Here is a 12,884-nt window from a genome sequence, read left to right as displayed (position 1 = left end):
GGCTGCGGTGGTGGAGGCGGTGGCTGCGGTGGCGGGGGTGGCTGAACCGGCCGATCCTCGGACCGACCCATCGATTCCGTTGCGTAGTGCGCCTCGGACGCGATATCCGGGGTGCGGCGGCTCGAGCGGTCGCTCGGGAGATGTCGCGGCCGCGGCCGAACACCACTCGGTGACGAAATCCGCGCGGACCGAGATCCGCGTGAGCGAACGGGGAGGAACCGATGATCGCATTCGGAGTGGCGGCGATATTGTTCGTCGGCCTGCTGGTGGTCTGGTCGAACACCTGGCTCGGTATCGGGCTGATCGTCCTGGCGATCGGCATCGTTTACGTGGCCTCGGTCCGGCAGAACCGGAATCCACGGCGCAATCGCAGGCGCTGGGCCGCCGCGAGCGGTGGCGCCGAGGCCGGGAGCTGGGACAGCGGCAGTAGCTGTGGCGGCGGCAGTAGCTGTAGCGGCGGCAGCAGCGGGAGCAGTTGTAGCGGCGGCAGCAGTTGCGGCGGCGGCAGTAGTTGCGGCGGTGGCGGCGGTGGATGTGGCGGCGGTAGCTGACCTCGGCAGAGGTAATAGTCCCCACCCGGTGTGGCGGTGGAGAACCACCGCCACATTCGCTCACCTCAGCGTCGCCAACGCGGCGAGTACCGCCAGATCCGCCGTGGGATCACCGACGGCGACGCGCGCACTGCCGTCCGGATAGCATTTCGCGCTGATCCCGGCCCGGCGCAGCGCGGTGGCCACGCCGGGGCCAGGCAGGTACAGGAAGTTCGCGTGGCTGCGCGGCACGTCGATACCGCAGGACCGCAACGAGTTCCGTAGGTTCTCGCGCGCGGTGGTGATGCGATGGATCCGCAGCCGTAGCTCCGGCGCCGCCGCATAGGACGCCGCGACGGCGGCGGTCGCGCACGCGCTCATTCCGAACGGCAGTTGCAGCCTGCGCACCCGCCCGATCAGCTCGCGTCCGCCGTACACGTACCCGATCCGCAGGCCCGCCAGCCCGTAGGCCTTCGAGAAGGTACGCAGGATCAACAGGTTCGGGTGTCTGCGCAACAGCGCTGCGTTGTCGAGCCGGTCGGCCTCGGCGAGGAATTCGACATAGGCCTCGTCCAGGACCACGGGCACGCGGCTCGGCACCGAGGCGAGGAAGGTTTTCAGCTCCCCCGCCGGGATCACCGTGCCGGTCGGATTGTGCGGGCGGCAGACGACGATCAGCGAGGTCCGCTTCTCGATCGCCCGCCGCATCGCCCGCAGATCCTGTTCGCCGGTCCGGTCCAGCGGCACCGGAACCAGATTCAGCCCGGCCATATCGGCCATGATCGGATATCCGTCGAAGGTCGGCGAACCGACGACGAGTTCCGATCCGGGTGTGGTCAGCGACTGGATGATCTGCAAGGCCACCCCGGTGGCGCCCGACCCGACGACCACCTGATCCGGATCGACGCCGAGATGACGCGCGATCAGCGTCGGTAGCCGCTGCGGATAGAACTCCGGATACCGATTCGACCGCGCCAGTTCCAGATTCACCGCGTGCAGCACCGATGGCAGCGGCGGGAACGGATTCTCGCTCAGGCTCAGGTCGAATTCCGCCGACGCGCGCTTGCCGGGGTGCCGCCGCGACGAGGGGGCCTCATCGATCAGGCGCATACTCATCGCCGCACCTCATCCATTGGCCGCACCCCAACGCACCGCCGCCGCCGCCGCGAAATCGCCCGCGTGCGCGAAGGCCGACAACAGCACCACCGATCCGTTGCGCAGTCCGCCCGCCCTGTTCGTGACATCGAGGGTGACGGGAATGCCCGCGGCGAAAAGGTTTCCGCAGGTGTCGAAGGTGTCGGGATGACGTTCGGCGGGCAGTTCGAGCGCGTCGTGCCAGTTGCGCAGGAACAGCCGGTTGGGCTGGTTGGTGACGAAGGTATCGATATCGCGGCCCTTCACCCCGATCCGATCGCACACCGCGAGCGCCACTTCCGGGACCAGCCGGTTACCGCGCGCGAACACCTTGGTGACCTTGGATTCGGTGAAGCTGACGCAGCCCTGTCCTTCGCCGGGCTCCCAGTATTTGCGGTCGCTGTTGGTCGAGAAATCCATATCGCCCGCGAATTCGGGATAGGTGCGGGATTCGATATCGAGAATGGGCGCGCTGTCGTCCTTGACGAGCAGTCCGACCCCGCACCCGTCGCCGGGCACGGGGGCCTGGGCGAGTTTGCGTATGTCACTCTGCGTGAACACCGGTCCCGCGCAGTTCTGGGTCGCCACGATCAGCGCGGTGCGCGCGTCGGTGGTCTGCAACACCATGCGCGCGATCGACATCATGTGCACGAAGGCCGCGCACCCGCCGTTGTGCACGTCGTAGACGAAACTCGGTCGGGCACCGAGCCGCCGGGCGATCTCCGGCCCGGCGCCGAGCACCGGATTGTCCGGTAGTTGGGTGTGGGTGATCAGCACGTCGATATTCGACGCGAAATCGGACCCGTGCCGGTCGATCAGCGGTGCGACGGCGCGTTCGGCCATATCCACCGCGGTCTCGTCGCGCGCCACGTGGTGGCGTCCCGACGGCGAGCGGAACATGACGTTCTTCGCCATCCGGTCCGAACGCGAGAACTGGGTGAAGTATTCGGTGCCGACCGGTTCGCCGGGCAGATAGCTCGACACGTCGACGAGACTGACGGTGGGCAGCCCGAAGGTGTCGGGATTGCGGGGAACCATGGTCACTTCATCCATTCGGGTGTGAGCGGCAGGCCGTGGGCGGCGCGGTACTCGCAGATCGCCTTGAGGTTGTCCATTTCGAGTTGGTGTCCGGCGGAGAACATGTCCCAGAAGTCGCCGACCCAGACCGGCCGTTTCGGCGGGGCGGTTTCCGGATAGGGGTTCTCGTCGTAGAAGGGGTGCTTGCAGTTGTTCCAGAGCACCACCGACCCGGGCTTGTTGAACACCACCTGTGCGTCGACGACGCGCATCAGGTAGATCATCCAGAGGTGTTTGCCCTGGTCCCAGGCACAGTGGTAGTCCACGGTCATGGCGTCGGGATTGGCGACGGTCCTGGTGTAGATCTCGGTGGCGTCGCCGAGTCGGTCGTAGGCCAGCCAGAGACCGGGTTCGTCGGTTTCGACGAATCCGCGCAGGCTGTAGGTCCATTCCTCGAGCGACCTGGTGTCGGAGAGATATTCGTAGACCTCACGCGGCGGCGCCGCGATATACGCCTGGACCGGGCAGTACTCGCCGAAGACCTGGTCGTGCGGATACACCGATCGGAGCATGTCCACGATGATCGGCGTGGTCGCGTCCTTGTCGGAGTTCTCGATACGTAGCACCCCGGGCACCACGTCTTCGGGGATGTCGCTGAGGGCGGGCAGCGCGCTGATGGTCACGGGTTCCTCCTGAGGGATTCGAGGGATGTCAGGAACGGGACGAAAGGCGGGATCTCGTCGGGATCGCAATCGATCGAGAGGAACGAGGGTCCCTCGGTGTCGAGGCAGCGGCCGAGCGCTTCGGTGAGTTCGGCGGAATCGCGGACGGAACAGGCGGGCAGTTCCGGGAACATCGCACCGACCCCTTCACCCAACTGCGACGGGCGAAAACGGTTGAAGCTGTAGCGATCCCGGTAGTAGAGCTGTTCTCGGGTGAGACACATGGCGTGCGCGTTGTTGTTGAGCACGACGAAGGTGATGGGCAGTTGGTGTTCGACGGCGGTGTGCACTTCCATGCCGTGCATGAAGAACGCGCCGTCGCCCGCGATGACCACGGTGCGGCGCGGGCCGTTCGGGCCGCGTCCGCGCGCGAACGCCGACCCGATCCCCGCGCCGAAGGCGTAACCCATCCCGCCCATACCGAGCGCGACCACGAACCGGCCGCCGCGTGGCACCCGCAGGTGGTGCACCACGGCCGAACCGGTATTGCCCGCGTCGGCGAACACATCGGTGCCCGCGGGCAGCGCGGCGTCGATGGCTTCGACCACTTCCCGATAGCGCAGCCCCGGTCCCTGTGCGGCGGGCACGTCCAGAACTGTCAGCGGGGCGGCCGGTCGATCGTCGACAGGTGTTGCCGCACCGGCAAATTCGGTGGCGATGGCCTCGAGTGTGGCGGCGAGGTCGGTGCTGTAGGCGTGGGTCGCGGGCAGGTGCGGCGGCTGAATCCCGATGCTGGCCACCGGGGTGTCCGCGAGCAGTCCGGCCAGGCCCGCACCCGCCATCATCGGCATGGGGGTGCCGACGAGCAGGCACAGCGCCGCCGAGCGCAGCGCCGCGGCCAGTTCGGGATGTCCCATACTGCCAGCGACGCCGCAGAAACCGGGATCGGTGTTGTCGTAGGCGTCCTTGGCGTCGGGAGTCACGCCGACTGGTGCATCCAATATCGCTGCCAGCGTTGCCAATTCGGCTCGCGCGTCATCGCGGGCCACCTGGTCGCCCGCGATGATGACGACTTTGCCGGTGCGTTTGGCTTCGGCGAGTGCCGCGCGTACCCGGGCCGACCCGGGTCGGTCCTCGCGGTGGGTGCGCGGCGGCATCCGGAAGGGTGGGCTCGCGATCTCGGACTGCTGCACGTCTTTGGGCAGCAGGAGCACGGCGGGTCCACCGCGCTCGGCCGCGTCGACCGCCTTGGTCAACAGGTCGGGCAGTTCGGTGGCGTGCTCGACGCGAGCGCAGAATCGGGTGATCTCGCCGAAGAGCCGGGTGGCGTCGATGGTGCCCGCGAGTCCGCTGGAGTCCTGGAAGGCTCCTTTGCCCTCCAGGGTGGTCGGCGGCTGTCCGATCAGGGCCAAGACCGGTACTCGCGAGGCATACGATTCGGCAAGTCCGGCAACGAGATTCATCGCACCGCCGCCCGATGTCGCGGCCACGACGCCGAGTCGTGCTGTGCTGCGGGCATATCCGTCGGCCATGGTGGCCGCCGAGAACTCGTGTTTGGCGATCACCCCGGTGACGGCGTCGGGCGCGTCGAACACGGCGTCGTACAGATCCTCGATATTGGCTCCGTCGACACCGAAGATATGACGCGCTCCCGCGGTCGATACTGCCTGAACCAGGTAATCCACGACTCTGCTCGGCATGGGGCGCTCCTTCCAGCAGCGACACTCCTGACGGCGTTGTGCGCTCGTCGGACCAATTGCCTTGTACACGAGGGATACGGTGCAGCTCGGTGAGTGGTTCAACGTTGTCGGAACTTTTCGTCGACGACTTCTCGGTGGGTTGCCGACGGCCGGAAAAATCCCTCTTGCAATGTACGTATACATCTACGTATAGTGAGTTCATGCCGAACAAGACGATCTACGTTTCCGACGACGATCTCCCCCTGTTCCAGCGGGCCCAGGAGCTGGTCGGCGGCAATCTCTCCGGCGCGGTGACCACGGCGCTGCGCCGTCTCATCGAAGTGGAGGAGGGGCGCCAGGAGGGTTTCGAGGAGATCGTCCTGCGGGTCGGGCACAACGGGGTCAGGCAGGTGCGGTTCTCCGGCGCGCTGCTCGGCGAGTGGAGTGATCAGAACGAGACCCGGATGGAACATGTCCGGGTGTACCGCACCCGCAAGGGCAAGATCGCGATGCACGCCCAATACTCGAACTGGGTGGACTACCCGACCGATGCCAAGAACTGGCTCAACGATCTCAAGAACTGGCGTCGCATGCTCGGCGTGGGTGAACAGGACTGGGGCGACTTCCTTTTCGAGGTGGTCGACACGGTGGCGGATCTGAAAGGCAAGATCCCGGACAAGCTCTACGAACGGGTCGTGAGCATCGCCGACCGGCCTCCGGTGGAGGATCTCGACATCTGACCCGTCAGGCCGAAAGGGCCACTCGGGCAACGTAACAACGCGTATTCGACCTCACCGCGACGCCCCCCCGGGGGGCGTTGTCGATCAAACATGCCCTTATATGCATCAATTTATGTATTGGAAGGAAGACCATGGTCAACGGGCATCAAGCACCCGCGATCTCGGCGCTCGGCCTGCGCAAGGCCTACGGCGACCACACGGTGCTCGACGGCATCGATCTCACGGTTCCGCAGGGCAGCATCTTTTCGCTGCTCGGCCCCAACGGCGCGGGCAAGACCACCACCGTGCAGATTCTGTCCACCCTGATCAGGGCGGACGGCGGCGAAATCCGCGTCGGCGGACACGATCTCGCCTCCGATCCGCGTTCGGTGCGCGGCGTCATCGGGGTGACGGGGCAGTTCGCCGCGGTCGACGAACTGCTGACCGGACGGGAGAACCTGCTCCTGATGGGCGATCTGCACCACCTGCCGCGCCGCGAGAGCAAGCGGCTGGCCGCCGATCTGCTGGCCCGCTTCGACCTCGTCGATGCCGCGGACAAGGCGGCGAGCACCTACTCCGGCGGTATGACCAGGCGGCTCGACCTGGCGATGACCCTGGTCGGCGATCCGCGGATCATCTTCCTCGACGAGCCGACCACCGGGCTCGATCCGCGCAGCAGGCGCACCATGTGGGAGATCATCCGGGGCCTGGTCGACGACTACGGCGTCACCGTCTTCCTCACCACCCAGTACCTCGAGGAAGCCGACCAACTCGCCGACCGGATCGCGGTGCTCGACAATGGCCGCCTCGTCGCCGAGGGCACGGCGGCCGAGCTGAAACGGCTGGTCCCCGGCGGCCATATCCGCCTGCGATTCGCCGATCGCGCCGGACTCGAGGCCGCCGCGCGGTCCCTGGGCGACGGCGCCCGGGAGGACGGGAGCGAGGAGTTCACCCTGGCTGTCCCGAGCGACGGCGGGGTCGCGGCCCTGCGTGCCGTACTCGACCGTCTCGACGCCGATCAGGTCGCCGTCGAAGGGTTGGCCGTGCACACCCCGAATCTCGACGACGTATTCCTCACCCTCACCGGACATTCCACGACCGACAAGGAGACCGCGGCATGAGCGCCTCGACCTACCTACTGGCCGATTCGGTCACCATGCTGCGGCGGAATCTGCTGCACGCCAAGCGTTATCCGAGTATGACCTTCAGCGTCGTGCTGATGCCGGTCGTCCTGCTGCTGATCTTCAACTACGTCTTCGGCGGCGCGCTGGAGAAATCCTCCGGCGGCAACTACATCGACTATCTCGCCCCCGGCATGCTGCTGATGATTCCGGCGTATCTGACGGTGTCGGTGGCGGTCTCGATCGCTACCGACACCAGCAAGGGCATCGTCAACAGGTTCCGGACGATGGATATCGCGCCGTCGTCCATGCTGACCGGACATGTCATCGGCACCCTGATCCAGGGCATTCTCGGCAGCGCGATCATGTTGCTCGTCGCACTGGCGATCGGGTTCAGGCCGGACGCGAACCCGATGGAATGGGTCGCCGTGCTCGGACTCATCGCACTGGTCGTGCTGTCGTTCAGCTGGTTGTCGGTGGCCCTCGGCCTGCTGTCGCCGAATCCCGAGGGCGCGAGCAATATGTTGTTCCCCGTCGTCCTTTTGCCTTTCCTCGGCAGCGGACTCGTCGCCACCGAGACCATGCCGGTCGGCCTGCGCCAGTTCGCCGAATATCAGCCGTTCACCCCGTTCACCGAGACGATTCGGGGACTGCTGATGGGAACCGAGATCGGCAACAACGGCTACCTCTCGATCGCGTGGGGCGTCGTCATCGGAGTCGGCGGTTACCTGTGGTCGAGATCCGTCTTCGCCGAGCAGACCTCGCGCTGATCACGTGACGAAACGATCCCCGGCGGAGAACCGCCGGGGATCGTTGTCGTGCACCGGGATCAGACCGCCGCGGAGAGAACGACCCGGCCCGAACTCAGCGACTTGATCTGCACACTGCTGATCTGGTCCGCAGGCAGGTCGATCGTGCTGTCCACGGTCAGGACGGTGTCCGGCCCGGCGGGCCACTGGCTCACGTCGAACGCCCGGCCGTCCTTGCTGTTGACGATCAGACCGAAATTCCAGCTGTAGTTGTAGCCGCCCGGCGCGTAAGTGCAGGTCATCACGACGCGGGTGCGTCCGGCGTCGGTCACGATCTTCACATCCGCCGATACCGGGGTCGGTTCGAGCGGTTCCATCGCGCGTTCGGCGAACACCACCTGATCGGTGGTCGCGGGCTCGTCGGTCGACACCAGCGAGGTCGCGATGGGAATGCTGATGACCGCCGCAGCGGCAGCCGCGAGGAGCGCGCCGCCCGCCGCCGTCCACCGTCCGCGTCTGCGCCTGCGTTCGGCCGCGTCGGCCAGACGCGGCAGCAGCTCGGGAACCGGCGGGATATCCGATTCGGTGGACGGCTGTTCGGGCGAATCCAGCATCGCCATCGCCGTCTCCGTGTCGACGAGGGAGAGCATGCCCGGCAAGCCCGCCAATTCGGCCACGGCCGCCTGGCATTCGGGGCAGTGCGCGAGGTGCTCCTCGTATTCCTGGCGCTCGGTTCGGCTGAGGGAGCCGAGCACGTACGGCGCATCCCACGTGGCGTAGCCGTCGGTCTTCGATCCCGACATACTCCCGCCTGCGATCTCCGTCATTTGTTCGTCACCCCCATCTCCTGTAGAGCCAGTCGTAGCGCCCGCATGCCGTAGTGCATTCGGGATTTCACCGTTCCCGGTGGAATATCGAGTTCTTCGGCGATCTGATGCGTGGAAAGTCCTCGATAGTAGGCCCGCACGATCACCTCGCGGTGATCGGCGCTCAGTTTGCCGAGCGCGTCCGCGACGAGCCAACCGTCGAGGGCACGGTCGGACTGGTCGGGCGTCGCCTGCTCGGGCGGACTGTCGGTGCGGAACTCGCGCCTGCTGCGGGCGCTGCGATGCTCATCCACGGCGAGATTGCGCGCCACCGTGAACAGCCACGCCCTGGCCGATGTCGTGGACTGGTCGAGTACGTTCGGCCGTTGCCACGCGCGCAGCAATGTCTCCTGCACGATGTCCTCGGCCCGTCCCGGATCCCGCACCAGCCCGACCGTGTACCGCCAGAGCACCGCCGCGTGTTCGCGATACAGCGCCTGCATCAGCTCGGAGTTGTCGTCCGGGCGCGGCGTGCGCTGTCCGCGTTGTGTCAGTGCCCGCAGGCGTCCGGTCCGCGCCGGTGGTTCCGCGCCGGGCCGGTTCTCCAGCGGTCCCGATCTGTTCCCCATCGAACCGCCTGATCAGTCGTCGCGTTTCATACTGTGTCTCCTTGTTCGTGGAGTACACGAGGCCGGGCCCGGGCCGGTTCAACGGGGATGTCAATTGCGTTCGAGTTCGATCGGGTGGGTGGCGAGCAGCGAGAGCGGCAGTGGCTGCCTGCGCAACACATCGGCCCACAGATCCGCGCGGTCGGCGCTGATCGGGTCCGAAGGCAGCGCGGACACCACGATCCAGTCGTTGTTCTGCAACTCGCCTTCCAGCTGCCCGAAGGTCCAGCCCGCGTAGCCCGCGAAAACCCGAAGGCCCTCCAGCAGCGGGGCGATCCGCTCGGGATCGGCGTCGAGATCGACCAGCACCACCCGGCCGTCGATCCGGCGCAGACCGGGCACGCCCTGGATCGACACGCCGACGCGCAGCGTCCCGAGGCACAGTGCCGCCTCGCGTTTGACCGGACCGCCGATGAACAGCGTGGCGGGCGTCGCGGCGAGCTCGGACCAGCGGGGCAGCACATCTTCGACGGTGGCCTCGCTCGGCCGGTTCAGCACCACCCCGAGACTTCCGCCCTCGTTGTGTTCGATGATGTACACGACGGTCCGCCGGAAAGTGGCTTCGACCAGTTCGGTCGAGGAGACCAGCAGAGATCCCGCACGGACAACCTGTTCGCCCTGCCTGGCGTCTCGGCGGCGACGATCACCGTGCCCGCCGTGAGTTTGCCGTTCATCCGGTTCATCTCCGCGTGCCACTCCGACATCATCGCAGCTGGATCGGCATTCCGCACCGGTGGCTGTCCTGATCGTCCCGATAGAGCGGGCATCGTAGGCTCGGCGTTATGCAACCCCCCGAGGTGATCCTCGACAACGCCGACGCCGTGTACGACTTCTACCTGGACCATCGGCAGAACCGGTGGAAGGCCCTCGCGGCGTATGCCATGCTCGGCCGTCGTTACCACCCCCGGGTCAGTTACGCCGACGGTGCGCGGGAGCAGCTCCGGGCCCTGGTGCGATCCGGGCGGCCGACGATCTACTCGATCAACCACCTGTCCCAGAGCGATCCCTACACCGTCGCCGCGACGGCCTGGCGCAGCCCGCTGCGTTCGACCATCGGCAGGGTGCGCGTGCTCGCCAAGGACGAACTCTTCATCGAAGCGGGTCAGCGGCGCAACGTCGACATGATGGGCGGCATCCCGGTCTTCCGCGGCAAGGACCACGGCATCAGGGCCGTGAACGCGGCCGGTCAGCGCATGATGGACATCTGCGCGCAGCGGCTCGCGCGCGGCGACCACCTGGCGATCTTCCCGGAGGGCACCTGCAACGAGGTCGATCCGACGCAGGTGCAGGCGGTGGGCAGCGGAATCGGGCATATCGCGTTCCGCGCGATGAAACTCGGCGTGAGTCCGGCACTGGTGAGCATCGGGCTCAGTTACGGGCCGAGGGCCGATCCCGCGATCGCGCCGACCAAGGAGGAGGCGAAATCCGCCAGTTTCTATTTCCGCCCGCCGATCGCCGAACTCCCCGCCAAACCCGGTGATATCGCCCGCTCGGCCCGCGACGATCTGCAACTGGCGTTGGACGGTGCGATCGCGAACTACTGAGGAAGGCCGAGCCGTTCACGCGCCCAGTGCGGCACCGACGCCACGTACTCACCGTGGGTTTCCACAAAATGCTTGACCATCGGGCACAGGGGCAGGATGCCGTACCCCTCGGCGCGGGAACTGTCGAGCGCGGACCGCACCAGGTCGCGTCCGATGCCCTGGCCCTCGTACATCGAGTAGACCTCGGTGTGCACGAAACCCCGCTCGGAGGCGGTGTCCTGATACTCGGCGTAGCCGGCGATGTCACCGTCGACGTAGATCTCGAAGCGTTCAAGCGCGGTGTTGTTACGGACCTCGGTCGACATGGCTCGACGCTACTCCGCCGGGTGGGTTCGTCGCGCAGCGCAACGCAGCCCCGATTGTGAATTCATTGATTCGACTTGTCCCACGGTGCGCGCCCCACGCAGAATGCTCTTGGTCGCGTCGCATGCCGCACGGTATCGGCCCGGCGGAGGTGCGAGCATGATGAGGACATTCGGACGCGGGTCACCGCGCCTGTCGCGCACGATCGGCGCGTTGGCGGTCACCGGTGCGCTCGGCGCCTCGCTGATCACGGGATCGGCCGCCGCGGAGCCTTCCGTGGTGGCGTTCGGCGCCTGTCCGGAAGGTTCGGTGAGCGCGGACCGCGAGGTGCGATGCGCCGTCGTCAGCGTGCCGATGGACTACACGCGACCCGACGGCCCCCGCATCGACCTCACCGTCAGCCGGATCGCTGCCACCGGCGAACGCCGCGGCACGATCTTCGCGAATCCGGGCGGACCGGGCGCCGACGCACTCGACTACTGGGCCCGCCGCACCGACGCGCTGCCCGCCGAACTGGGCGCCGAATTCGACAGGGTCGCGGTACAGCCGCGCGGATTGCGTTGGGCAACACCGCTGACCTGCGCCACCGGCGCCGAAGGCGACGAGGTCTCGCTCGGCGGCGGCGATCGTGACGCGATCAAGAAGGCGTGCGACGCCACCCAGCCCGGCTACCTCGACACCATCACCACCGAGAACACCGCCCGCGATATGGACGCCGTCCGCGCGGCGCTCGGCCTGGAACGCATCGATTTCCTCGGCACCTCCTACGGCACCTACCTCGGGGCGGTGTACGCGTCGCTGTTCCCGGAGCGGGTCGACCGGATGGTGCTCGACTCCAATGTGCATCCGGGCTGGGTGTGGAACGAGGAATTCGCCCAGCAGCAGGTCGCGGGTAAACGTCGCCTCGACGATCTGTTCGCCTGGATCGCCGACCACAACGCCGAATACCACCTCGGCGACACCGCCTTGCAGGTGTACCGCAACTGGGTGCGACTGGTTTCCGACCAGGGCGGCGGCTGGTACGCCAACCTGACACCGCCGCCCGCGAAAGTCTCCGACCTGCCGGGGCAACTGCCGGAACCGCTCGCCGAGATAGCGCGCGACGGCGTCAACGGGACCGTGGAACAGGCGGGCAAGGTCCAGAATCTGGTGCGCACACTGCTGTCGGGCGGCGGTTCGGCCCGGGTGCCGCTGGTCGGCGCGACCGCCGTCGCCACCTACACCCGCTCGTACTGGCCGACCTTCGCCAAGGCGATGGCCGAGGCCAATACCGACCCGGCCGACGTGGCGCGACTGCTCGCCATCGAAGGCGCGACCGCGGGCGACCCCACCGGCCGTTTCGTCTTCTCGGCCATCACCTGCAACGAGAACGCGGTGGAGCCGCGCCCGGAACTGCTCGCCTCCGCCGTCGCCACCATCGCCTCCGGCGGCAACGCCATGGACGCCCGCGCCGACCTGGTCCGCTCGGGCATGAGTTGCGGATCCTGGCGTCCGGTCACCGAACCCGTCCCGATCTCGGGCGCGGGTCTGCGCACCCGACCGCTCCTACTCCAGAGCCGCTACGACGCCCTGACAAAATACGAGGGCGGCCCCGCCCTGGCGCAGGCCGTCAACGGCTCCCTGATCACCGTCGACGGCGGTGACCACGGCACCTTCGGCCGCGCCAACCCCGCCGTCGACAATGCCGTCCTCACCTACCTGCGTACCGGTGAGGTCACCATCGATCGCGCGGATCAGGCCCCCCTCGGCTGAGGTCGCTTCGCGCGGCAACCTCCACGCGGCGCGCCAGCGGTGGCGGCGGTGGGGGTGGCGGCACAGAATGTCGGGATGAACTCCGTGCGCCGGGTGGTGCTCGCTCCCGACAAATTCAAGGGTTCATCGAGTGCGCCCGAGGTGGCCGGGGCCATCGCCTCGGGAATCGCGCGGGTTCGCCCGGATACGGAGTTGGTGTT

Annotated in this window: 15 protein-coding genes; 7 read left to right on the top strand and 8 right to left on the bottom strand. The window is 67.2% G+C overall.

Annotated features, from left to right (window positions below; all coding sequences use genetic code 11):
• Positions 1 to 221: 221 nt before the first annotated feature.
• Positions 222 to 551, top strand: coding sequence for a hypothetical protein (locus JZ792_RS38850; RefSeq protein ID WP_216917888.1), 330 nt, complete (start codon positions 222 to 224; stop codon positions 549 to 551).
• 60 nt (positions 552 to 611) lie between these two features.
• Here JZ792_RS38850 and JZ792_RS38845 read toward each other — a convergent pair whose 3' ends face one another.
• Genes JZ792_RS38845 through JZ792_RS38830 form a run of 4 tightly spaced genes read right to left on the bottom strand, consistent with a single transcriptional unit; the run spans position 612 to position 5,043 of the window.
• The gene (locus JZ792_RS38845) at positions 612 to 1,646 is read right to left on the bottom strand and encodes an aminotransferase class I/II-fold pyridoxal phosphate-dependent enzyme (protein ID WP_216917887.1); all 1,035 of its coding nucleotides are present in this window, start codon (positions 1,644 to 1,646) and stop codon (positions 612 to 614) included.
• Between the two features lie 9 nt (positions 1,647 to 1,655).
• A complete protein-coding gene (locus JZ792_RS38840) occupies positions 1,656 to 2,702 on the bottom strand; it encodes a 3-oxoacyl-ACP synthase III family protein (RefSeq protein WP_216917891.1) in 1,047 nt (348 codons plus the stop codon).
• A 2-nt stretch (positions 2,703 to 2,704) separates the two neighbouring features.
• Positions 2,705 to 3,364 carry a DUF8713 domain-containing protein gene (locus tag JZ792_RS38835; RefSeq protein WP_216917886.1) on the bottom strand — a complete coding sequence of 220 codons (660 nt, stop codon included), beginning with the start codon at positions 3,362 to 3,364 and terminating at the stop codon, positions 2,705 to 2,707.
• On the bottom strand, positions 3,361 to 5,043 hold the full coding sequence (locus tag JZ792_RS38830; RefSeq protein WP_216917885.1) for a thiamine pyrophosphate-binding protein: 1,683 nt from the start codon (positions 5,041 to 5,043) through the stop codon (positions 3,361 to 3,363). Before JZ792_RS38830 ends, JZ792_RS38835 begins: the two co-directional genes overlap by 4 nt.
• A 200-nt stretch (positions 5,044 to 5,243) precedes the next feature.
• Here JZ792_RS38830 and JZ792_RS38825 point away from each other — a divergent pair, with 200 nt between their 5' ends.
• From JZ792_RS38825 to JZ792_RS38815, 3 genes are all read left to right on the top strand, one after another.
• Positions 5,244 to 5,762, top strand: a complete 519-nt coding sequence (locus JZ792_RS38825) for an EXLDI protein (RefSeq protein WP_216917884.1) — start codon at positions 5,244 to 5,246, stop codon at positions 5,760 to 5,762.
• Between the two features lie 131 nt (positions 5,763 to 5,893).
• The gene (locus JZ792_RS38820) at positions 5,894 to 6,862 is read left to right on the top strand and encodes an ATP-binding cassette domain-containing protein (protein ID WP_216917883.1); all 969 of its coding nucleotides are present in this window, start codon (positions 5,894 to 5,896) and stop codon (positions 6,860 to 6,862) included.
• A complete protein-coding gene (locus JZ792_RS38815; protein WP_216917882.1) occupies positions 6,859 to 7,632 on the top strand; it encodes an ABC transporter permease in 774 nt (257 codons plus the stop codon). Before JZ792_RS38820 ends, JZ792_RS38815 begins: the two co-directional genes overlap by 4 nt.
• Positions 7,633 to 7,691: 59 nt before the next feature.
• On the opposite strand, the gene JZ792_RS38810 is transcribed toward JZ792_RS38815, so the two are convergent.
• From JZ792_RS38810 to JZ792_RS38800, 3 genes are all read right to left on the bottom strand, one after another.
• The gene (locus JZ792_RS38810; RefSeq protein ID WP_254190945.1) at positions 7,692 to 8,438 is read right to left on the bottom strand and encodes an anti-sigma factor family protein; all 747 of its coding nucleotides are present in this window, start codon (positions 8,436 to 8,438) and stop codon (positions 7,692 to 7,694) included.
• Entirely contained in the window at positions 8,435 to 9,046 is a 612-nt protein-coding gene (locus JZ792_RS38805) for a sigma-70 family RNA polymerase sigma factor (protein ID WP_216917881.1), read from the bottom strand. The genes JZ792_RS38810 and JZ792_RS38805 overlap by 4 nt, the downstream gene beginning before the upstream one ends.
• A 90-nt stretch (positions 9,047 to 9,136) precedes the next feature.
• Positions 9,137 to 9,781: a YqgE/AlgH family protein gene (locus JZ792_RS38800; protein WP_216917880.1), complete on the bottom strand. Its 645-nt coding sequence runs from the start codon at positions 9,779 to 9,781 to the stop codon at positions 9,137 to 9,139.
• Between the two features lie 86 nt (positions 9,782 to 9,867).
• Between JZ792_RS38800 and JZ792_RS38795 the strand changes: the two genes are divergently transcribed.
• Positions 9,868 to 10,629: a lysophospholipid acyltransferase family protein gene (locus JZ792_RS38795; RefSeq protein WP_216917879.1), complete on the top strand. Its 762-nt coding sequence runs from the start codon at positions 9,868 to 9,870 to the stop codon at positions 10,627 to 10,629.
• On the opposite strand, the gene JZ792_RS38790 is transcribed toward JZ792_RS38795, so the two are convergent.
• Positions 10,623 to 10,934, bottom strand: a complete 312-nt coding sequence (locus JZ792_RS38790) for a GNAT family N-acetyltransferase (RefSeq protein ID WP_109523090.1) — start codon at positions 10,932 to 10,934, stop codon at positions 10,623 to 10,625. The genes JZ792_RS38795 and JZ792_RS38790 overlap by 7 nt on opposite strands.
• Before the next feature lie 157 nt (positions 10,935 to 11,091).
• Here JZ792_RS38790 and JZ792_RS38785 point away from each other — a divergent pair, with 157 nt between their 5' ends.
• Together JZ792_RS38785 and JZ792_RS38780 are read left to right on the top strand one after the other, a co-directional pair.
• On the top strand, positions 11,092 to 12,684 hold the full coding sequence (locus tag JZ792_RS38785) for an alpha/beta hydrolase (protein WP_216917878.1): 1,593 nt from the start codon (positions 11,092 to 11,094) through the stop codon (positions 12,682 to 12,684).
• Positions 12,685 to 12,759: 75 nt separating this feature from the next.
• Positions 12,760 to 12,884 (top strand): glycerate kinase (locus JZ792_RS38780; protein WP_216917889.1); only part of this gene is annotated, 125 nt, incomplete at its 3' end.

Source organism: Nocardia noduli, from assembly GCF_019038455.1.
In the GTDB taxonomy this organism is placed as follows: Bacteria; Actinomycetota; Actinomycetes; order Mycobacteriales; family Mycobacteriaceae; genus Nocardia; species Nocardia noduli.
The sequence above is the reverse complement of the archived record's forward strand: the minus strand, read 5'-3'. Positions and strand labels throughout refer to the sequence as shown.

Excerpts from the sequence above, each read along its gene's own strand:
- JZ792_RS38850 (WP_216917888.1), top strand. The coding sequence starts at position 222 with ATGATCGCATTCGGAGTGGCGGCGATATTGTTCGTCGGCCTGCTGGTG.
- JZ792_RS38845 (WP_216917887.1), bottom strand. The coding sequence starts at position 1,646 with ATGAGTATGCGCCTGATCGATGAGGCCCCCTCGTCGCGGCGGCACCCC.
- JZ792_RS38840 (WP_216917891.1), bottom strand. The coding sequence starts at position 2,702 with ATGGTTCCCCGCAATCCCGACACCTTCGGGCTGCCCACCGTCAGTCTC.
- JZ792_RS38830 (WP_216917885.1), bottom strand. The coding sequence starts at position 5,043 with ATGCCGAGCAGAGTCGTGGATTACCTGGTTCAGGCAGTATCGACCGCG.
- JZ792_RS38825 (WP_216917884.1), top strand. The coding sequence starts at position 5,244 with ATGCCGAACAAGACGATCTACGTTTCCGACGACGATCTCCCCCTGTTC.
- JZ792_RS38820 (WP_216917883.1), top strand. The coding sequence starts at position 5,894 with ATGGTCAACGGGCATCAAGCACCCGCGATCTCGGCGCTCGGCCTGCGC.
- JZ792_RS38815 (WP_216917882.1), top strand. The coding sequence starts at position 6,859 with ATGAGCGCCTCGACCTACCTACTGGCCGATTCGGTCACCATGCTGCGG.
- JZ792_RS38810 (WP_254190945.1), bottom strand. The coding sequence starts at position 8,438 with ATGACGGAGATCGCAGGCGGGAGTATGTCGGGATCGAAGACCGACGGC.
- JZ792_RS38805 (WP_216917881.1), bottom strand. The coding sequence starts at position 9,046 with ATGGGGAACAGATCGGGACCGCTGGAGAACCGGCCCGGCGCGGAACCA.
- JZ792_RS38795 (WP_216917879.1), top strand. The coding sequence starts at position 9,868 with ATGCAACCCCCCGAGGTGATCCTCGACAACGCCGACGCCGTGTACGAC.
- JZ792_RS38790 (WP_109523090.1), bottom strand. The coding sequence starts at position 10,934 with ATGTCGACCGAGGTCCGTAACAACACCGCGCTTGAACGCTTCGAGATC.
- JZ792_RS38785 (WP_216917878.1), top strand. The coding sequence starts at position 11,092 with ATGATGAGGACATTCGGACGCGGGTCACCGCGCCTGTCGCGCACGATC.